This window comes from Streptomyces sp. JLBJ103 (assembly GCF_058215575.1).
The window spans coordinates 8,388,438-8,409,284 of record NZ_CM177089.1 but is presented as its reverse complement, the minus strand read 5'-3'; the positions used below and the strand labels follow the sequence as shown (position 1 = coordinate 8,409,284).

Annotated in this window: 9 protein-coding genes and 1 pseudogene; 1 reads left to right on the top strand and 9 read right to left on the bottom strand. The window is 69.8% G+C overall.

From position 1 onward, the window contains the following. The first annotated feature begins 1 nt into the window (after position 1). Positions 2-630, top strand: a pseudogene (locus tag AC4BEG_RS35670) (methyltransferase domain-containing protein). Positions 631-1,205: 575 nt separating this feature from the next. Here the strand turns inward: AC4BEG_RS35670 and AC4BEG_RS35665 are convergent. The 9 genes from AC4BEG_RS35665 to AC4BEG_RS35625 form a co-directional block, all read right to left on the bottom strand. Further along, positions 1,206-5,330 carry a type I polyketide synthase gene (locus tag AC4BEG_RS35665; RefSeq protein ID WP_490703818.1) on the bottom strand — a complete coding sequence of 1,375 codons (4,125 nt, stop codon included), beginning with the start codon at positions 5,328-5,330 and terminating at the stop codon, positions 1,206-1,208. Between the two features lie 319 nt (positions 5,331-5,649). Further along, entirely contained in the window at positions 5,650-8,799 is a 3,150-nt protein-coding gene (locus tag AC4BEG_RS35660) for a helix-turn-helix transcriptional regulator (protein WP_490703817.1), read from the bottom strand. A 57-nt stretch (positions 8,800-8,856) separates the two neighbouring features. After that, a complete protein-coding gene (locus AC4BEG_RS35655; RefSeq protein ID WP_490703816.1) occupies positions 8,857-9,564 on the bottom strand; it encodes a LuxR C-terminal-related transcriptional regulator in 708 nt (235 codons plus the stop codon). Between the two features lie 549 nt (positions 9,565-10,113). Further along, positions 10,114-12,909, bottom strand: a complete 2,796-nt coding sequence (locus AC4BEG_RS35650) for an AAA family ATPase (protein ID WP_490703815.1) — start codon at positions 12,907-12,909, stop codon at positions 10,114-10,116. 5 nt (positions 12,910-12,914) lie between these two features. Continuing rightward, positions 12,915-15,488 (bottom strand): AAA family ATPase, encoded by a 2,574-nt coding sequence (locus AC4BEG_RS35645; RefSeq protein WP_490703814.1) that lies wholly within the window; start codon positions 15,486-15,488, stop codon positions 12,915-12,917. Between the two features lie 193 nt (positions 15,489-15,681). Beyond that, positions 15,682-18,507, bottom strand: coding sequence for an ATP-binding protein (locus AC4BEG_RS35640; RefSeq protein WP_490703813.1), 2,826 nt, complete (start codon positions 18,505-18,507; stop codon positions 15,682-15,684). A 260-nt stretch (positions 18,508-18,767) separates the two neighbouring features. Next, positions 18,768-19,067, bottom strand: a complete 300-nt coding sequence (locus AC4BEG_RS35635) for a hypothetical protein (protein WP_490703812.1) — start codon at positions 19,065-19,067, stop codon at positions 18,768-18,770. A 319-nt stretch (positions 19,068-19,386) separates the two neighbouring features. Beyond that, positions 19,387-19,830, bottom strand: a complete 444-nt coding sequence (locus AC4BEG_RS35630; protein ID WP_490703811.1) for a cold-shock protein — start codon at positions 19,828-19,830, stop codon at positions 19,387-19,389. Positions 19,831-20,044: 214 nt separating this feature from the next. Next, positions 20,045-20,755 (bottom strand): 4'-phosphopantetheinyl transferase family protein, encoded by a 711-nt coding sequence (locus AC4BEG_RS35625; protein ID WP_490707312.1) that lies wholly within the window; start codon positions 20,753-20,755, stop codon positions 20,045-20,047. Positions 20,756-20,847 lie beyond the last annotated feature (92 nt).

Genomic DNA, 20,847 nt, shown 5'->3' with positions numbered 1-20,847 from the left:
AATCGCGGTCAGGCAACCGTGGCATGATCGGCTCGTCGGCATCGACGAGGGCTGGCGGTGCTGGGAGGTGGGGGCCGGCGGTCCGACGGTCCCCGCGTGGCTTGCCGAGCGTGTCGGGCCACGCGGGCGCGTGCTGGCCACCGACATCGACGTGTCCTGGACCGAGACGGCCGCCGCCGCGGGGGTCGAGGTGCTCCGCCATGACGTTGCCGTCGACGAACCCCCGGCCGGTCCCTTCGACCTGATCCACGCCCGCCTCGTCCTGGTTCACGTCGTCTACCGCGATGCCGCGCTGCGCTCGTTGGCAAATCGGCTGCGCCACGGCTTCCGTCAGCTGCTGCGGCAGCGCGGCGCCGACCTCGCCTATGGACGCAAGCTGCCGCGGCTGCTGCGCGAGGTGGGCCGCACGGAGGTCGAGGCCGACGCCTACTTCCCGATCACCTCGCCCCAGTGCGACGTCCTCAAGGCGGCCACCGTCCGTCAGGTACGTGACAAGCTCACCGCCGCGGGCCTCGCCACGGATGAGGAGATCGAGCGGCATCTCGCCAATGTCGCGGCCGGGCGGCTTGATCTCGCCCTCTCGCCGATGATCTCGGCTGGGGTCGCCGTCCCTTTGCCGAGGAACTCTGAAGCGTGCTGGGATGCGTTTGCCCCGGCCGTTTGAGCGGTGGTACGCACCCGGGGTCGAGGCTCTGACGTTCTCTTTTCAATCCTTCAGGTGCATGCATCGTTGAATGCTCATTTAAAGGAGCTGGTCTCCGTGGAGCCACCTGACTGGGAGGCGGAGGCGGCAAGTTGACGGACCTTCAACTCTGAACGCGACTGCCGCGATTCCGCAGTTTATGGTAGAAACTCTTTTCGCGCGGAGGGGCTTCTTCCGCGGTCTCCGTCTTTCATCTGAGGACATACGGCCTCCCACCCTGTTGGTCGGGGTGGTCCGTTGGTGTGCCATCAGATGACAAGAGAGAAAGGTGCGTTCACATGGCCCTGCGCCGTATCAGGCGGAACGCAAGCCGGATCCTGGTGATATCCCTGGCGACGTGCGGACTCGCGGCGGCGGGTACGGCTGCCGCGTCCGCGGCTGACGAGCCGACGCGTGAGCAGCTCCTGGCGGACTGCGAATCCGGGGAGGGTAAGTGCACGTTCAACGACCCTCAGATCGGTGAGCCGTACCTCGGTAATTTCCAGCAGGTCTCGGACACGCTCTACAACTGCAGTACCTCGGACAGCACCAAGAAGCTCAGCTGGTCGCAGAAGGTCGGTTCGACCGACTCCGACGGAGTCGGTCGAACCGACGCCACAGCCAGACCATCAACATCCCGTGCAGCAACCGCACCCCGGCCCACCACCACCAACCGGGAACCAACGAAACGCTCATCCGCCAACCACTCCTGCACCAACTCCAAAACCGAAAACACCCCAGCACGCACACCACCCACCACACCACCAGCTGCCACTTCCACAGCAACATCGACCCCGACCAACACCACATCAGGCACCGCACCACCGGCCACAGCCAACGCACCCAGATCCGGATACGCCACCACCTCCACCCCAACTCCCCGCAGCCCCTCAGCCACTCCAAGATCCACAACCACACCCGAACCAACCACCGCAACACCCGACACGCCCGCGCCCGCGCCCGCCACCTCGGCCACAGGCCTCCACTCCACCCGGAACAACGAATCGCGGCTCAACGTGGGGACATCGCTGAGTTGGTCAATGGAAACCGGGCGGGTGATGAGAGAGGCGATCGAGGCAACGGGGTTACTCTCCGTGTCCTCGATCGCGACCGCGAGGGCACCGTCCTCGCCGTAAGACAGTCGGGCCCGGACTGCCGCCGCCCCAAAGGCATGGAAGGAAACCCCCTCCCATGCAAACGGCATGCCCGGTTCCCCGGTGCTGTCAGCGAATGCTGCGGCATGGAGTACGGCATCCAGCAGTGCCGGGTGAACACCAAACCTACCGGTGTCGACGCCTTCAGGGAGAGCCACGTCTACGAAGAGCTCAGAGCCGCGTCGCCATACCGCGCGCACGCCCTGGAATGCCGGTCCGTACTGGAAGCCGGACGCGCTCAACTGCTCGTAACAGTCGCGGAGGTCAACCGACTGCGCATCCGCCGGCGGCCAGACGGTCGAGTCGAAATCTAGGTCGAGGTCGAGCGGCTCCTCTGCTACGGCGAGTACGCCCATGGCGTGCTGAGTCCACGGAATGTGGGCCGAGCCATCCGCTCGGGAGAAGACCTTCACGGAGCGGCGCCCGGAGTCATCAGCAGTGCTGACAAACACCTGGATCTGCACCGCGCCCTGCTCGGGCAGCACCAGCGGTGCGGACAGGGTCAACTCCTCGATCCGCTCGCACCCCACCTCGTCACCGGCCCGCACAGCCAACTCAACAAAGGCCGTACCTGGCAACAGAACACGACCCATCACCACGTGATCGGACAGCCACGGATGCGACGCCAACGACAAACGACCCGCGAACACCACACCATCGGAATCCGCCAACGACACCGCCGCACCCAGCAACGGATGCTCCGCAGACACCAACCCAGCAGCCCGCACATCCCCCACACCCACCGAACCCACCGGCCAAAACCGACGCCGCTGAAAGGCATACGTCGGCAGACCCGTCCGACGTGCCCCGCTCCCAGCAAAGAACGCACGCCAGTCCACAGCCACGCCACTCACATGCAACTGCGCCAACGCACTGACCGCCGCTGGCTCTTCCAGCCAGTCGTTCCGCAGCACCGGAACCACCACTGCCCCATCCGGCACCAGCTCCCCCACCAGCGCCGACAGCACACCATCCGGTCCCAGCTCCACAAACGCCCGCACACCCTCCGCCCGCAGCGCCTGGATGCTGTCGGCGAAGCGTACGGTCTCGCGGACGTGCCGCACCCAGTACTCCGGCGAACAGATCTCATCCGCCGCAGCCACAGCACCGGTCAGGTTCGACACCACCGGAACCACAGGCGCACCGAACTCCAGCCCCTCCACCACGCGCCGGAACTCATCCAACATCGGATCCATCAACGGCGAATGAAACGCATGGCTGACAGCAAGGCGCTTCGTCCTACGCCCTTCGGCGTCCAAACGACCAGCGACCTCCAGCACCGCCGCTTCCTCACCGGAGATCACCACCGACGACGGCCCATTCACCGCCGCCACCGACACCCGACCCGATACCTCCGCCACCAGCGGACCAACCTCACCCTCACCAGCCTGAACCGCCACCATCACCCCACCCGACGGCAACGCCTCCATCAACCGAGCCCGCGCCCCCACCAACACACACGCATCACCCAGCGACAACACACCAGCCACATGCGCCGCCACCACCTCACCCACCGAATGTCCCGCCACAAAGTCCGGCCGTACACCCCACGACTCCACCAGCCGGAACAACGCCACCTCAACCGCGAACAACGCCTGCTGCGCAAACCCCGTCCGATTCAACGCCTCCGCGTCCTCACCCCACATCACCCCCCGCACAGGACCGTCCAGATGCGTCAGCGCACTGTCGAGCGCCTCAGCAAACACCGGGAACCGGTCATACAGCTCCCGCCCCATCCCCAACCGCTGCGCGCCCTGCCCCGAAAACAGGAACGCCGACTTGTACGCACCCCGCTCTGCGCTCGACTGGATGAGCCCGGGTGCCGGTTCCCCCGTAGACAGCGCGGTCAGACCGGCGATGAACTCGTCGCGGTCGGAGGTGACGAAAGCCGCGCGTTGCTCGAAGAACGACCGTGTGGTGGCCAGGGAGAATACGGTATCGAGAATGCTCAGCGGCTCGGCATCCGCATCGCCTACACCGTTGCCGTCGCAGTGGCCGTCTCCGTCGCTACGCATGTGGGCAAGGAGCCGCGCCGCCTGTGCGCGTAGTGCCTCCGACGTGCGACCGGAGAGGAGCACAGGCACCACGTGGGGCACCACGTCCTGCGCCCCGTCCCCCACCGCATCCGGTACGACCGCGACCGGCGCAACCGCCGCCTGCTCGATGATCACGTGTGCGTTGGTGCCGCTGATACCGAACGACGAGACGGCCGCTCGCCTCGGGTCCCCCGTCTTCTCGGGCCAGTCGACGTTCTCCGTGACGAGTCGGACAGCGCCCTGGCCCCACTCCACATGGGACGAGGGCGTGTCCACGTGCAGGGTGCTCGGCACCACTCCGTGCTTCATGGCCATGACCATCTTGATCACACCGGCGACACCGGCCGCCGCCTGGGTGTGGCTGAGGTTCGACTTGATCGAACCCAGCAGAAGCGGCTGGGCCTCGTCCCGGTTCCGGCCGTAGGTCGCGAGCAGTGCCTGGGCCTCGACCGGATCGCCGAGGGTCGTGCCGGTGCCGTGTGCCTCGACGACGTCGACCTGATCGGCCGACAGCCGGGCGTTGATCAGTGCTTGCTGGATCACCCGTTGCTGGGACGGGCCGTTCGGCGCGGTCAGGCCGTTGGACGCACCGTCCTGGTTGACCGCGCTGCCGCGGATCACTGCCAGAACCGGATGTCCCTTGCGCTGTGCGTCCGACAGCCGTTCCAGGACGAGGACGCCCACGCCCTCCGCCCAGCCGGTGCCATCGGCGGATTCGGCGAACGATCGGCACAGCCCGTCCGGTGACAACCCGCCCTGACGGCTGAATTCGACGAAGGTCGCCGGACTCGACATGACCGTGATGCCACCGGCCAGTGCGAGTGAGCATTCACCGCCCCGCAATGCCTGGTCGGCGAGGTGCAAGGCGACGAGCGAGGACGAGCAGGCGGTATCCACGGTCAGGGCGGGCCCGGTCAGGCCGAAGGTGTAGGCGATCCGGCCGGAGAGCACACTGCCTGTGTTGCCGGTGAGTTGGAATCCGTTCCCCTCGTCGGCCCGGTAGTCCTGGGCCATGGCGCCCATGAACACACCGGTCTCGCTGCCCCGGAGGGACATCGGGTCGAGGCCCGCCTGCTCGAAGGCCTCCCAGGCCGCTTCAAGGAGGACCCGCTGCTGCGGGTCCATGGCGACGGCTTCACGAGGTGAGATGCCGAAGAAGTCCGCGTCGAAATCAGTGGCGTCGTAGAGGAAGCCTCCGGATGTGGTGGAGGACGTGGCAAGCGCCTCGATGTCCCATCCTCGGTCGTCAGGGAAGCCACCGACACCGTGCTCGCCGCCGACGACCAGACGCCACAGGTCCTCGGGGTTCGACACCCCACCCGGATAGCGACAGGACATACCGACGATGGCGATCGGCTCTTGGGCCGCCGCCTCCAGCTCGTGCACCCGCTGTCGGGTCTGCCGAAGATCTGCGGTGGCACGCTTGAGGTAGTCCCTGAGCTTCTGTTCGTTGTCCATCTCAGCTCATCTCAACGGCGGTTGCTGGAGCGGATATTCACCTGGAGGACGGTTGTCTCTCACACTTCACGCGCGGACTGGTGCGCGCGTGACGGTGCGGTCCGGCAGGGGTACGGCGTTTGCACGACGCCTGGCGCACGCTCGGCGTCCAGCCTGGGTTTCGGCACGTGTCCCCCGGTCGACGGCGTCGCAATGCCTGTCCACACCATCGCGGGGGACGGCTCAGCCGACATGGTGACTCCCACAGACCCACAGATCATGCGCTGAGTCTCATGGGGCGATCACGGGAAAAACCGTAGTCATGGGCAGAAGTTCGGAGTCAGTCAGCGGTGTTGGTCCCGCCGTCACCAGTGTCGGGTCCGCCCTTGCCGTGGCCACCGCCGTCGCCGTCGTCGTAGTGGCCGCCACCGCCGTCGCCGCCCTCCCGGCTTTCAGAACCCTCGCGAAGAGCCGGCTCCGTGAGCTGAGCACGGCCCGCGATTCCGAACTTGCGGTACACCTTGGTCAGGTGCTTCTCCACGGCGCGGAGGCTGATCCCGAGTTCTGCCGCGATCTGCTGGTTTCCGTGACCGGCCGCCGCCAGCACTGCGACTCGGCGCTCGCCGGGGGTGAGCACGGCGACGGTCGCGGTGGCCTCCCGTGGGCCGCGGGTCCGGTGAGGCCCAGGTTCGTCCACGCCGGGAGGCTCCGCCGGATCGCTCGGCGTGACGTACCCGGTGATGGTGGCTTGGGCCGAGACGTCGGCCCGGTCGGTCATCGTGGCCTCAGCAGAGGCGCCGGCCCGGTCGGTGGCAGCAGCGCGGTGGGGGCCACTGGCACGGTGGGAGACCGCCGCACCATCACGAGCCGCCGCATCGTCACGAGCCGCCGCATGCTCACGAGCCGCGGCGCCCTGTTGAGCCACGGCGCCCTCTCGAGCCATGGCACCGTCGTAGGCGCCGGTACTGCCCACGAGGCCGGTGCCGCACAAGACACCGGCACCGTCGTCGGAGACCGCGGCCCGGCCGACGCAGGCGTCAGCACCGTCAGCGGCAGCAGTACGGTCCGAGTCAGCCGTGCGGCCGGAGCCGGACAGCTTGTGTCCGAGCTGCTCCTCCGCCTTGGCCAGTTCCCTCCGGTCGACGGAGTCCTGGAGGATCTCCACCGCGCGCCGCGCCAGCTCGGCCCCCGCCCGGCCTTCGGTTACGGCGGCCCAGACCCGCAACGCGCGTCCGATGGCACTGGGCGCGCCCCAGGCCGTCGCGAGCTCGTACTCGCGCGCGGCGAGGGCCTGCGCGAGGTCGGGGCGTCCGAGCTGGTGGTGCAGCTGGGCGGCCCAGGAACGCCAGGGCAGTGCGGCGGGGTTCGTCCAGCCCCGCAGTTCGTGTTCCCGCCCGGCTTCCAGTAGATGGTCGAGTGCGGTGGCCACAGCCCCCGTCCGCAAGGCGAGCACCCCGTCGACGAGGTGTCGGGTGGCGGGCACGAGCAGGGCTTTGCCCTGGGCGCGGAATGCGGCGAGGGTCTGCCATGCGAGATCGGGTTGCCCGCCGTCGGCGATGATCCGGGCCAGCGCCTCGCAGCAGCGTCCCGTGACCGGGGTGAACTCGGGGTCGGCGTACGTCAGGGCGTCAGCGGCGAGCAGCGCCGCTTCGCCGTGCCGGCCGCGGCGGGCCAGGAGAAAGGCCCTTTCCGCTTGGACGACTTGTGTGCTTGCGCCGCGTTCGCCGTGGGCGTGGTGGGCTGCTTCGCCCACCGATACGAGCCAGGTCTCGGCCTGGTCGGGTTGGTCGGCGGCGAGCAGGGTGCGGGCCGCCAGGGGGACAGCCGTGCACAGGTCGTGCACCCCCGGTGGTTGGGCATGCAGTGCTTGGCCAGCCAGGGCGGCCGCCGCGCCGTGGTCAACTCCGGCGAGCATGCCGGCGTAGGCGAGCAGGGCGGACCGGTCCCGATCGGCGGCCGTCCGCAGTTGGCGGAGCGTACCTTCGCGCCGGAACGTGCCAACGGTCTCGGTGAACCACCGGCGGTGTCCGAAGTGCGTGAAGCGCATACGCACGTCCAGCGCGAGCGCGGTCTCCCGTTCGGTGCCGTCCAGCAGCGCGGGGTCGCCCGCTGCCGAGGCCGCTTCGGTGAGCTGGGTGGTGAGCCCCACGGGCGGGAGCTCGCAGGCCAGTACGGGGATGCGGGCGAGTTCATGGGTGCGTCGGGCCGGTGGCGCCAGTCCCGGCAGCGCCTGGGTCAGGCGCCGGATCCCGCTGACCGGGGCCGCGGGCAGCTCGGCGTTGGCCAGGTCCACGAGCAGCTCCGCACGCTCGCTGCCCTGAGCGGCGGAGGCGAGCAGGGCTCGCAGCAGGTATCTCCTCGCCAGACCGGTGTCTCCGCCCGCGTACTCCGCCCACGCGGCGGTCCGCAGTACGTCGATCTGCCAGCCGCCCGGCGTATCGCCCATGGCCATGATGTGTTTCGCCACCACCGCGGACGTGCCGCCCGCGTTGTGCAGGGTGCGGGCGGTCCTGGCGTGCCAGTGCCCCCGGGTCACGGCGTCGAGGGAGCCTTTGACGGCGTCGCCGATGGCATGGTGGGCCCATTGCGGATCCGGCCCGGTGGCGAGCAGACCGGCCGATACCAGCGTGTCCAGTGCGGCCGTGCCCTGCGCCGCGGTCAGTCGGGCCAGCGAGTACAGCGTGTCGGTCCTCGAGCCGAGGAATGCCAGCGCGGTGGCGGTCTGGCGTGCCGCTTCGGGCAGTTCGGCCAGGGCGCGTACAGCGTGCCGGCCAAGTGCGGTGGGACGTAGCGCCCGTAGGTGCTCGGGCGTGAGCGGGCGCCGGGCTCGGCGGAGCTCGCTCAGCAGCGTGGCGAGGAACAGCGGTCTGCCACCCGACACCTCGACACAGGCGTGGACGAGTGCCTCGTCCGGTTGGTCGAGGGCCTGGGAGACCACCGCGGACGCTCCGTCCGGCGACAGGGGCCGGAGTCCCACATGGTCCGTGGCGCGGGCGAGGAGATTTTTCAACGGTGGTGTGTGTGCCGCCGGGTCGCCCGGATGCGGTGACACGGCCACGATCACGACCGGTGCGTCGGAGAGCTTCTCGCCGATCAGCGTCAGCCAGCGCAACGAGGCCACGTCCGCCCAGCGCAGGTCGTCGCAGAGCAGCAGCAGCGGTTGGCGGTGGGCGAGGCCGAGCGCCAGGTCGCGCAGTCGGAGTGCTTCGTTCTCCTCCGTCGCCCCGACCGGCGGGTCGGCGTACGGATCTCTGCCGAGCAGCATGCGTCGGGCGAGCCCGAACACGGCTCCGCTCTCGGTAGGGTCGCCCGCGGCGCGGAGCACCAGGGTCTCGGACGGCTGCGTCCGCGTGGCGAGTTCGCCCAGCAGGGCCGACCGCCCGACTCCGAAGGGGCCCGACACGGTCACGAGCGCGCCCTGCCCGTCATGGGCGCTGCGATGCAGCGCCCGCTGTAGGAGGGCGAGCTCGCGCTCACGTTCGATCAGCACAAGTCCTTTCCCGGCTCCGGGTTTTCGAGAATTCGGCCCCGCACAGCGGTCGGCGGGTTATGAGGACACGTACTCAGGGCATACGCGCGGCGGCCACTGACCGACGGAAAAGACGCCCATGGAGTAGCCCTTCGATATCAGTGCGGGCCGATTGGTGACCTTGAGTTTCCGCAGCAGGGACGTCACGTGGTACTCGACGCCGCCGCGGCTGAGGAAGAGTTTGGCCGCGAGCTGCACCGTGGACTCGCCGGCGGCCACGCCTTCCAGGATCCGGGCGTGCATGGGGCTGAACATCTTCCGGCGGTCAGTGACCATTTGCGGGCCGCTCTCGGCTTCCTGCGGCTGCACCAACACCATGATCGTATCGACCCTGCCCACACTGCCGCGCACCGCGATGCCGGTGAGCTCACCCTGGAAGATCAGGTCCTCGGCCCCCATCGCGACGATCTGGTCGGCGAAGCGCGCATTCTGCCCGTCGGCCAGGCGAATGAATTCATTTTTGAGCTTGCCCTGGACACTCGGGTGCATGAACTCACATATATCGCGCCCTTGAATATTTCCTGAATACCAACCGAACTGCTGCAAGAAGAGGTGGTTGGCCTCTTGGATCCTCAGTTCGAGATCGAGGTTCGCCATGCAGAGTCCGGACTGCTCGAAGAGCGACCAATAAATGTCGCGATACTGCTCCGAGCAGCGATCCCGAGTTGCCTCCGGGATAATTACTTTTGATGCGAGATTGGAGTTACTCACGAGTTTGTCGACCATTTCCTCGGCTCCCCACAGGCCGATGATCCAGCAGCGACCGACTTCTTTGCTCCAAGAAGTCCCTCCCCGATTTTCATCGTCTATAGATAGAGATCAGAAGTCAAGCTCAGCGGGCTGAGGGAAACTTTTCCCGCTTAATACTGCGGGCTGCGGACCGTACGGTTCGGTGCCGCACGGTACGGTTCCTCGCGGTACGGGTGCCGCTGACCTACGGAAATGCCGACTCGGCGCGGACGCGATGCCGCCCCGCCCACGCGGCGGGTGACACCGCAGGTCGACCGCCATCTGACGGCACACGAAACACCGGGCGAATATGCCGCGCTTTGACATTTTCTTTATTGTCTACGCGCGTAGCTAGAATTGCTGTGCGACGACCCCGGTCCTTCCTCATACGGAGAGAGCCGTCCCGCTACCCGAGAGCGAGAGACCCATCATGCGACCAAAGGCCGCCCGAGGCGGAGGTCTGTCCCTTCCTCGCCGGTGCCACGAGAGTTTCTTCCTGCCCCGGCAGGCGCATACCGGAAAGGCGGTGCCTCCGACCGGCGCTGCTCATGTGCTACGGCTCTGACCCGCGAGTGCGGCGGCGAGCGCGGACCTGCCCTCGATACCGAGTTTCCGGTACGAACGCGTCAGGTGCTTCTCGACCGCACGCTTACTGATCTCCAGCCGGTCGGCAATCTCCTGGTTGCTGTGACCCCGTGCGGCGAATTCCGCGACGGTGGCCTCGCCAGGGGTGAGCACGGATGTGACCATCGGGGCCGAGGCAGCCGTGGCAGCACCGACCAGTCCCCCGGCCCGTGCGCCCGATCCGGACCTCTGCATCTGCTCGGCCAGCCGTCGGCCGCGGATCAGCAGGCGTTCGCCCTCGCCCGGCGCGGTCGTCTGCTGTAGGCGTTTCCCGAGCGCGATCAGAGCCCGGGACAGTTCCAGCGTGGTGCCCGCGGCCTGGAGCACCTCGACCGCCTGCCGCATCCAAACGGTCCCCTGCGGTCCGTCGGTCACGGTCCCGCGCACCCGCAACGCCCTGCCGAGCACCGTCGGAGCGCCCCATGCCTCCGCACGCCGGTGACTGTCCTCGGCGAGCTCGGCCGCGTCCGCGGCCCTGCCCAGCCGGTGGTGGATCAGCGCCGCCGAGACCTGCCACGGTGACACGGCCGGGTTGAGCCATCCGGCCCGGTCGAGCAGCCGACCGCAGTCGAGGAACTGTGCCCGCGCCGCCGGGAGATCCCCGCGCGCCGCCGCCAGTTCGCCCCGCAGATGCCGCCGCAGGGCGAACATCAGCAGGTCGCCATAGGGGGCCGTCATCTCCACCGCTTGCGCGGCCAGGGTGAAGTCCCGCTGCTCGACCGCGACCGCGCCCAGCGAGAAAGCTGCCATCTCCATCGACTCCGGCACATCCCGGTCGGCCAGCGCCACCGCGCGCAGCGCGCTCTCCCGCGCCGTAGCCACCTGACCGCGGCCGAGAAGCACCAGCCCGCTTTGTGCTTCGGTGATCGCGATGAGTGTCGGCGGGCCCTGTCGCCGGACGTGAGCCAGAGCCGCATCGAGCCAGGACGCGGCGGCGTCGGCGGCGTCGGCGGCGAACAGCACCCAGGGAAGGGTCAGCAGAGCGGAGCTGAGTTGCAGGGAGTTGGTCGGTTGATGGTCGAGTACCTGACGTGCCATCCTCACCACGTCCCGGCAGCCGACCTGCCCGCTCAGCACCGCGGAGTGCAGGAGCACCATGCGCAGTTCCCGCTCTCCGATGCCAACCGGGGCGGTGTCCCCGAGTGCCATCAGCCGTTCTCCGGCCGACGCCAGGACCGCGGGGTCCTGGATCCCCGCGTAGCGCGAGCGCGCTTCCATCCGCAGGGCCAGCTCCCGGTCGTCACCGTGCAGGGTCTCGGGGGCTCCGTACCGCCCGGAGACCTCGCGGACCAGTTCGGCGAGTTGCGCGTCACGGCCCACCACGTGCGGCGGTGCCCAGGAGAGCACCGCGGCGCGTCTGCGGTGGTCCGGCATCAGCCGCGCGGCCTGTGCGAGGTGCCGGACCGCCGAGTCCGATTCGGCTTCCAGCTCGGCGACGGCCAGCTCGGCGAGTTGCTCGGCACGTTTGTGGCCGTCGACGCTCAGGCCCAGCAGGGCTTGGCGCAGATAGCGAACGGCATCCTCAGGTGCGCCTCGTCTCCGCGCGGCCACCGCCGCCGCCCTGAGCTGAGCGATCTCCCAGCGGTCGGGCAGTTCGGCAACGTGCACCAGCTGCGCCGCGATCTCCTCCGGCTCCGCGCCGCACTCCTCCAGCAGGGCCGCGGCCGACCGGTGCAGACGCGAGTACTCCTCCGCTCCCAGGGACTCCGCGATCGCCTGGGTCATGGCTGGGTCGCGGAAGGCGAGTCTGCCGGATCCGCCGCGCACCAGGACTTTCCGGAGCGCCGCCTGCGCGGCCCGGCTGTCCTGCCGACTCACCCCGCTCAGCCGCTCGACCAGCTCTTCGGTCGCCTGGTCCGCCAGCACCACCACCGCCTTGGCGAAGGCCGCGACGGCAGGATCGCGCCGCAGCCGCAGCAGCATCCGCTCGGCCTGGAGCGACGCCCCGAGGTCACGGACCCGCGCCACCTCCGCCGCCGTTCCGCGCAACCGCTGCCCCACGGCACGGTCGAGCAGCACACGGAGCTCTTTGGGGTTGCCGCCGGTCACTTCGTGGCAGGCCATGGCGAACGCGGTGGCGCAGCCGTCACCCAGCCACGAGGACAGCAGCTTCGCCGTCGCCTCCTTGGGCAGCGGTTCCGCGCGCAGCCGATGGGTCGCCGTGCCAATGATCTCGAGGAGGTGTGGGTCCCGCGTGCCCTCCGCGTCGTGCACCACCACACCGATGAGCACGCGCGTACCGTTCAGCCGCGCGGCCAGGAAGGCCAGCGCGCGCAGCGATGGTTCGTCCGCCCAGTGCAAGTCGTCGACCACGAGCACCACGGTCTGCTCGCCGCTGAGACCGACCATCAGGATGTACAGACCGTAAAGCACCGGGGTGAGCACATCGACGCCGATGACCTCGTGTACTCCGCTCCCGTCCTGCACGGCGCCGAGCAGGGCCCGTGACGGGGCGGGCACCACGTCCTCCGGCGAGGTGAGCAGGGGCAGTGCCCATTGGCGTACGACACCCAGCGGCAGGTCACGCTCGCCCTGTGCGCCGCTGGACCGCAGCACGCACGCGCCGGAGTCCTCGGCGAGCCGTGCCAGTTCCCGCAGCAACACCGTCGTGCCCGCCCCGGCCTCGCCCTCCAGCAGCAGCAGCGCGCCCTCACCGGACTCGGCCTGCCGCAAGGCCTGGCGCAGGACGGTCAGTTCGGATTCCCGCCGCACGAGCATGTCCCTCACACCTTCCGGACCGCGGGGGCGAAGCGGGCCGCCAGCTCTGTTCTGCCCCGGACGCCGAGCTTGCGGTACACCTTGGTCAGTCGCAGCTCCACGGTCCGGGTGGCGACGCCGAGTTCGTCAGCGATCTCCCGGTTGGCCAGTCCGCTCAGGGCGAGTTCAAGGACGTCCCACTCGGGTGCTGCCAGCTCGGCGAGAGGCAGGGGCTCCGGCTCTTCCGGCGTCCCCGGGATGGTGGGAAACTCGACCCCGAACGCGCTCAGCATCTTCGTCAGCCGTGCGTGGGCTCGCTCGAGAGCGCCGCCGGTGCCCCATCCGTGCAGCAGCGCACGCTCCTCCGCGAGCAGTCGGGCCGCGCTCTCGGGAGCGCCGAGCATCCGGTGGGCCAACGCGGCCGTCGACCGCCAGTGCACGAGCATCGGATTGCGCCACCGGCGAGAACGCAGCAGCCTGCCACACTCGTCCAGATACATCAGGGCACGTTCGGGGTCGCCGGTCACCAGACAGAGTTCGGCCTTCGCGTAGCACAGCAGTCCCCAGCCGATGCCCTGGTCGGCGCCCGCGGCGAGCGGGCGGGCCGCGGCCCGCTGCGCGTCGTCCAGCCTCCCGCAACGGAGTTCGGTGACGATCTCGGCGGCCACGAAGCGCGCCAGCAGCGTCGGATGCCAGGAGCTCAGCGGCAGCTCCCGAGCGGCGGCGACCAGATCCTGCCGTGCGACCTCGGCGCCGTGGGCACCCAGCGCGACGCGTGCCCGGTGGAGCAGTGCCTGTGCGGCGCTCGCGCGGGCGTTGCGCCTGCGCGCCTCGACCACGACGGCGTCCAGCCCGGCCAGGGCCGCTTCGTGGTCGCCGGTGCACCGCAGTGCGCTGGATGCCGCGATCCGGCACATCAACGGGAGGTCGGTGTACGCGGTGAGCGCGCCCCTGGCCAGCTTCCGTACCCGGTCGGGCTCCACGCCCCGGGTGGCCAACTGCCAGGCGAGCACCGCCGCTTGAGCCGGGTCCGCCGGGCGCTCAATGGGCGGGGGCAACGGGGTCACCGGGCCACGCGGTTCCGGGCCGGAATCCTCCTGTGCGAGCCGGCCCAGAGCGAGCAGCGGGGAGCGGGCCTCTTCCGCCATGGAGCCGTCCGATGCCCGGTAGGCGTCCGCGATCGTCCGGTGTGCCGTCGCCGCGTCGCCGCGGCTCAGCAGCAGGTCGGCAGCCTCGACGACGGACGGCAGGACCTCGCGGTGCGGGTAGCGCACCAGGACTTGGCAGAGCCTGCCGTCGCTGGCCTGCGGCGCCGCCGCGACCTCGACCGAGGCAAGGCGGGTGAGCAGCCGCGCCCGGTCGGTATCGGGCATGGGCTCACGCAGGGCGCGGCGCAGCGCCGCGACCGCGGAGTCCGGCCTGCCCTGCCGCAGGCGGTACATGGACGCCTCGGCCAGCACTTCGGGGGCCCAGGGCAGACCGGTCGCGGGTGCGGCGCCGAGAAGACCGGCGATGGTGTCGGCGTCGGCGCCCACCTTCCAGCCGAGTTCCGCCGCCCGCAGGCACAGCGTGTTCCGCTCGACGGCGTCCATGTCCGCGAGCACGTCCTCGGGGAGGGGCGAGCAGGCCGGCCGGGGGGCGTCGGGGTCGGTCACCAGCCCGGCGGCGAGCAGGGTGTCGAGCGCGCTCTCCAGGCTGGTCGTACCCAGTCCGGTGAGGGAGCCGACGATCTCGTACTCGAAGGTGGCGCCTCCTCCGAGGCACAGCACGCGCAGCAACGCCAGCGCGTCGGCGGGCAGGCCCCGGACGGCCCGAGCGTTGCGCTCGGACCAGGCATGGCGGGCCGCCGGGGTCAGCTCCCCGACCCGTTCGGGGGTCAGCGGCAGGTCCCGGGCGGCGAAGTGTTCGGCCACGGCGTGCAGCACGGCGGGGCGGCCCATGGTCAGATCGGTCGCCGTGGCGGCCACCGATGGGTCGACCTCCCGTCCCACCACCGCGGTGAGGAGGCTTCGGGAATCCTGTGGAGTCAGTGGCGGCAGCGGGAGTTCGTGAACGGCGGCGCGGCCCACGTTCATGATGCAGTCCTCGCCGAGGTGGCCGGAGAGCGGGCTGTGGGACGCCCCGATGAGGAGCACCGGGGCGTCCTGGACTCGGCGGGCCATGGCGGCGAACCAGTGCAGCGACCACACGTCGGCCCACTGCATGTCGTCCACGGCGAGGGTCAGGGGGCGGTCCGCGGCGAGTGCGAGGAACTCGTCGCACAGCAGCGCTATCAGGGCCTCGGTACTGCCGCCGCGGAGGCAGACGGCCCCCAGTTCGACCACGCGTGGCGGCGGGCGGAGTGCGCTGAGCAGGTGGCTCATGGCGGCGTACGGGAGCTGCGACTCGACCGGTGAGCAACGGACGAGGCCGACGGCGCTTCCGGCGGTCCGCGCCCGGTCCGCCGCCCGCGTGATCAGCGCGCTGCGTCCGGCGCCGAGCGGACCGGTCAGGCCGAGGATGCCCGACCCGCCGGCGGTGAGCGTCTCGATCACTTCGTCGAGCCGGGTCAGGACGGTGTCGCGGCCCACGAGTTCGGTGTCGCGGGATGCGGGGCTCACCGGGGCAGCCGCCCGGCACCGGTCCCCGCGGCCACGGCTCGGTGGGCTTCCGCTGCGACTCCGAGCCGCCTGCGGCCGTTGTGCGTAGCCACCTGGTACCCCCTTGCCACCGGTCGCTCCCCACCGGAGGCGATGCGTTTCGACACTACAACTCCGCAGGTCACAGCCCGAAGTCGGCGTTGGAACGGTCTCATCAAACTCTCATCAGCGCGGCAGACAGCTCCAGGCGGCTCCGGATGCCGAGTTTCCGGTACACGCTGGTGAGGTGGAACTCAACGGTCCGCTGGGTGAGGAACAGTGACTCGGCTATCTCCCTGTTGGTCGCTCCCGCGGCGGCCTGCTCGGCGACCCGGCGCTCGCTGCCGCTCAGCGCGTCGGCGGGCGAGTCGGTGCCGTGCCACAACCGCCCGCCGGCTTCGGTCAGCGCGGGCATGGACTGGTCCAGCTGCTGTTTGTCCCGGCACAGCACGGCCAGGTCGATCGAGCGGCGCAGCCGTTCGCGAGCGCCCTCGGCGTCGCCCCGGCGGTGCAGTCTGCAGCCGAGCAGGTATTCCGCCCGGGACTGCTGAAGTCTGCCGGGAGAGTCCGCGAACATGTTCACCGCGTCGATGAGCAGGTCGATCCCGGCGTCTCCCGCGGTCAGCACACCGCGCGCCATGCGGATCATGCCCAGCACCCGGCAGGTTCCCCAGCGCCGTACGGGCTCCTCCACGCGTTCGAGGAGATCCAGCCCTTCGTGGGGGCGGCCGAGTCCGGCGAGCGCCTCCGCCGCATCGAGCCACCAGGGGGCCAGGACGGGGTTGTCGATACCGGCCTCGGCCAGGCTGTCGCCGCAGTGGAGGAGGTGGGTGAGCGCACCCTCCAGGTCTCCCAGCGCCGCCCGGGTCCGTGCCCGCGCCATCGTGAAGTAGTGGTATTCGATGGCGAACCGGTCCAGCCGTGGCCGGGTGACCAGGTCGAGCAGATCCTGCGCCCGCTTCGGCTCTCCCCGGCGGACCAGCGCCCCCGCCAGGGCGGTCTGCGGCATCACCACGGTCGGGGCCCAGGACTCCTGCACCATCACGTCGAAGGCGCTCTGCGCGTCGGACAGTGCCTCTCCCACATTGCCCGCCCAGAGGTGGACCTCGGCGCGCACGCTGGTGCTGAGGACGTACGTCCACGCCTCACCGCGGCCCTGCGCGTGCTCGGTCAGGTCGGTGAGGGCGCGCAGCGGGAGGTCGATCTCGTCGGCGAGGAAGAGCGAGAGGCTGGAACCCAGCACCGCCCATCCGCCGGGTGCGATCTCGCCGATGTCCAGGACCTTGCGCGCCTGGGCGGCGACCTCCGGGGCGGGTCTGGCCTTCAGGGTGCCCAGCGAGGACAGCATGGCCAGCAGCTGGCGTTCCTCGGGGGTGTCTCCCGGCGGTGGAACGTAGTCGGCGAACCGCCGGCTCACCGCTTCCACCGTGGACTTCTCGTCGAGGCCGGAGAGCAGGTACGCGGACTCCACGAGCGTGCGCAGGGCGCGGTCCGCCGGGTCGGGGTTCTCGCCCAGCTCGGCGTCGATGGTGTCGAGCGTCTCCCCCACCAACGCGAAGGCCCGCAGCGAATTCTGCGCCCCCAGCGAGGTCAGGGCGTACTGCACCACCAACTGGGCCCGGGTCCGTGGATCGGATACCAGGCCGAGCGCGCGTTCCAGGTGTTCGAGTCCCTTGGCCGGGTCGCTCTGGGCGAACACCTTGCCGGAGGCGGCCAGCAGGCCCACGTCGTCCGGGTCGTGTTTGAGCGCCTGGCAGAGGTAGTGCGCGGCGACGCCGGGCGCGCCCCGGTGCTCAGCGCTCGCGGCCGCCGCCCGCAGCACACAGACCATCCACGGCGTCGGCTCGCCGGGCAGCCGCATCAGCTGGACGGCGACTTCCTCGGCCGGGCGGCCGACGTCGTTGAGCAGCCGCGCGGCACGCCTGCGCAGGGCCACGAGTTCCTCGGCGGAGGTCGCTTCGAGCACCGCCTGCCGGATCAGGTCGTGTGCGTAGTCCAGGCCGTCGCCGAGCAGCAGGTCCTGGGCGCGCAGCGCCTCCACCGCGATTCCCGCCGGGCCCGGTCGGGTGCCGGCGAGGGCCGCGGTCATCTCGATGCTCTCGCCGCCCAGCACCGCGATCGCCTTGGCGACGCCGTAGGCGTCCTCGGGGAGCCGGTCGAGCAGAGACCGCGTGACCACGCTCCGCCCGAGCTCGTCGAGCAGGGCCACCTGTTCGGCGCCGGGCGGAATCGCCTCGGCGCGCAGCCGGGTGACGACCCGCTGGAGCAGGAACGGGTTTCCGCCGGTGATGTCCGTGCAGGTGGCGGCGAATGCCGGATCGGTCTCGACTCCGAACGCGGAGTGCAGGACGTCGCCGACGGCATCGGCGGTCAGCGGCGGCAGGTCGAGGGTCAGACAGTCCAGGGCGTCACTGATCTCGTCGAGCAGCTCGGGTTGGTCAGCGCCGGTGCGCTGGGTCATCACCACCAGGAGCGGAAGGTCCTCTGCGCGGCGGAGCAGAAATCCCAGCCAGCGCAGGGAGGTCTCGTCGCACCACTGGATGTCGTCGATGGCGAGCACCACCAGGCCATCGGCGCTGAGCCCGGCGGTCAGCCAGTGCAGGCCGTACATGACCGCGTACGCGTCGGCCGGGCCGGTCTCCTCCGTATGCGGCAGGAGCGCGGGGAGGGCGAGGCGGGCGCTGCCGCTGAGCAGAGGGGAGCTCGCGGGGCCATCCCCGGTGCGCCACAACGGCTCGAACAAGCCACGGACGGTTGCGTACCCCGTTGAACCCCCCTCCGGACACTTGACGGACAGCACCGTCTTCGCGAGGGGTTCGAGTTCACTGAGCGCGGCGGAGAGCAGTCGGCTCTTGCCGATCCCGGCCGGGCCGCGGACCAGCACCGCTTGACCGGCACCGGGCGACGCCCGGTGGGCGCGTTCGACGAGAAGGGACAATTCCCAGTCCCGGCCGATGAGTTCCGTGGCTGTTTGCGACTGCACGCTGCTATGAGCGGCCATCGAGACTCCTGTGTGCTGCATTGCGGGGGGACGTCAACTGGCCGTTGATGTTGATGAGTTTGGATGCCGATTCGCCTGCTGGCCGATAATACCGGCTCGAGTGTCCGGATTACGGACCCCCGGTCGCCCACCCGCCTTCACCTCGGGCGTGCGCGAAACTTTCCGTAACGCTACTTGCTCGTACGGTGCGCGGAATGAGGCTCCTTGGGGCGCTCAGTGGCCAGGCCAGGAGAAGTCGGTCGAGCCCCTTCTCCTGCTGTTCATCCGCAGTTCTTGTGTCGCGCGATGAGCCGGTGCGCAGTGCCGGGTGCGGCCCGCGTCTCGATACGGGAGCGATAGGTGTTCCCGTCACCGCGGCATGTGCCCGACATCACCGTGGTGACGTAGGCGGAACGGTCGAGGCTCAGCGGATCCCGAATCGAGCGGTGAATGCGACGCTGCGGAGAAATCCGCGGGATCTGAATACGGATCTGCAAGACCAGGGTTTCCTGGAGAATTTCATACCGTTCGCGGATCATCCGCTCCCGCACGTTCGTTGACCGATCGTCCGTCAACAGCAAATGGCTCCTCGGGCCAATCGCCACCCATCCTCCGGGGCCATCGCAGCGGCTTGATCAGTTTCGGCCACGACCGACGCGCGAGGCACCTCCTCGACCCCGGTGACCTACCTGCGACAGCAGTCCCTCACCTGGTGTGCCCCGGCTCGCGGTGCCGCACGCCGACAGGGTGCCGGGCTGAGGTGCCCGTAGACGGCCATCCCCGTAGACCGCCCGAGCCGTCGGCCGCGCGGGCGGAGACGCGGTGATGCCCGGGGCCCCAAGGCACCCGGGCATCACCGCGTCATCCGTCCTGTGTCCGCCCCGTGACCGGGGCGGTGGGTCAGGCGTCGATCCAGTTGTGCGCCTGGACCAGTTCCAGCACGCGCTTGCGTACCTGGACGAGCTGGCCCGCGGTGAGCGACGGCGCCGCTTCGAGCAGCGCCTCGGTCAGCTCGTTCCGGAACTCGGCCTGGGACAGGATGTCGCACAGCAGATCCTCGTCGGAATCCGCCGCGACCGCCCGTTCCGCCCCCGCGGCAACCGGAGTCGGCCGCCGTACGACGGCCGCCCGCGCGGGCTGCTGCTCCAACATCTGGACATCGCTGGCCTTGAGCCCGCGCTCCCCCACCTCCGCCGTGTACTCCACCCGGAGTCCACTGCGGAACAGGTGCTTCTCGTCCCTCAGGTCATTGGCATGTACGAAGACATCCTCACCGCCGGAATCGGGGGTGATAAAGCCATATCCGCGCACGTCGTCAAAGCGCACCACGGTACCTGTAGCCACCACAGCTTCCCCTCACATCAACCACTACACACTGTCACCAACACACGTCCCGGCGCCGGGCTTTGGCACCGCGCACCGGATACCGCTCAATCCTCAGACCAACATCCAACGGGCGGGGCACGGCAGTTGACCGCTGTCCGGCCCGTCGTCGCACGGTCCTTCGTCATGGTGTCGCAAGGCCCATGGGCCATAGCGCGCACGGTCACCGCGTCTGTCATGAAGAACCATCCAGACCGATGGGAGCGTCGGCGGGATCGGTGCGGGGAACGGCGGCGGGTACCGTGACCGTGGTCATCACCAGGCCCGACCGTACCGCCCAGCGCCCCTCGAATCCGTTCAGGACGCGGTCACCAAGCTGCCATCCGGGTACCAGAAGCCGTGCGGTGAAGGTTCCGCCGACCGGGTCGAAGGTGAGGAAGGCATCCTCGAACCCCAGCGGGCGCCCGGTCAGCGGAAACCACGCCTTGTACACCGCCTCTTTGGCGCTGAAGAGGAGGGTGTCCCAGGGCAGCTGCGGCGATCCGGGGCGGCACAGGGGCAGCCCGGCGCGCTCGTCGGGCAGTGCCACGGCCTCCAACACCCCGTCCGGAAGTGGCTTCGCGGGCTCGGCGTCGATGCCGAGGGCGAGCAGTTCCGTGCTGGGCGCGACGACGGCAGCGGCGTACCCCTCGCAGTGAGTGATCGCGCCGGTGATGCCGGACGGCCATCGGGGCTCGCCGCGCGGCCCGGGAAGGATCGGTACAGGCGGCGAGCCGATACCGGCCAGTGCCCGGCGGGCGCACCAGCGGCCGGCGGCGAACTCCCGCTTCCGCTTGTCGACCGCATGCGCCACGAGGTCCTCTTCCGGGGGCAGAAGCACACCGGCCGGTGGTTGGCCGAAGGTCTCGGCCACCGAGACCGTGTCCGGCAGCAACGCGCCGAGCAGCGCCGTCCCGCTTGCGGTTTCCCCTGCCATCGCCGCTGCTCCAGCCCCTTGCCCCGGACCATGTGCCCCAACCCGCACGATCCTCGCCGTCC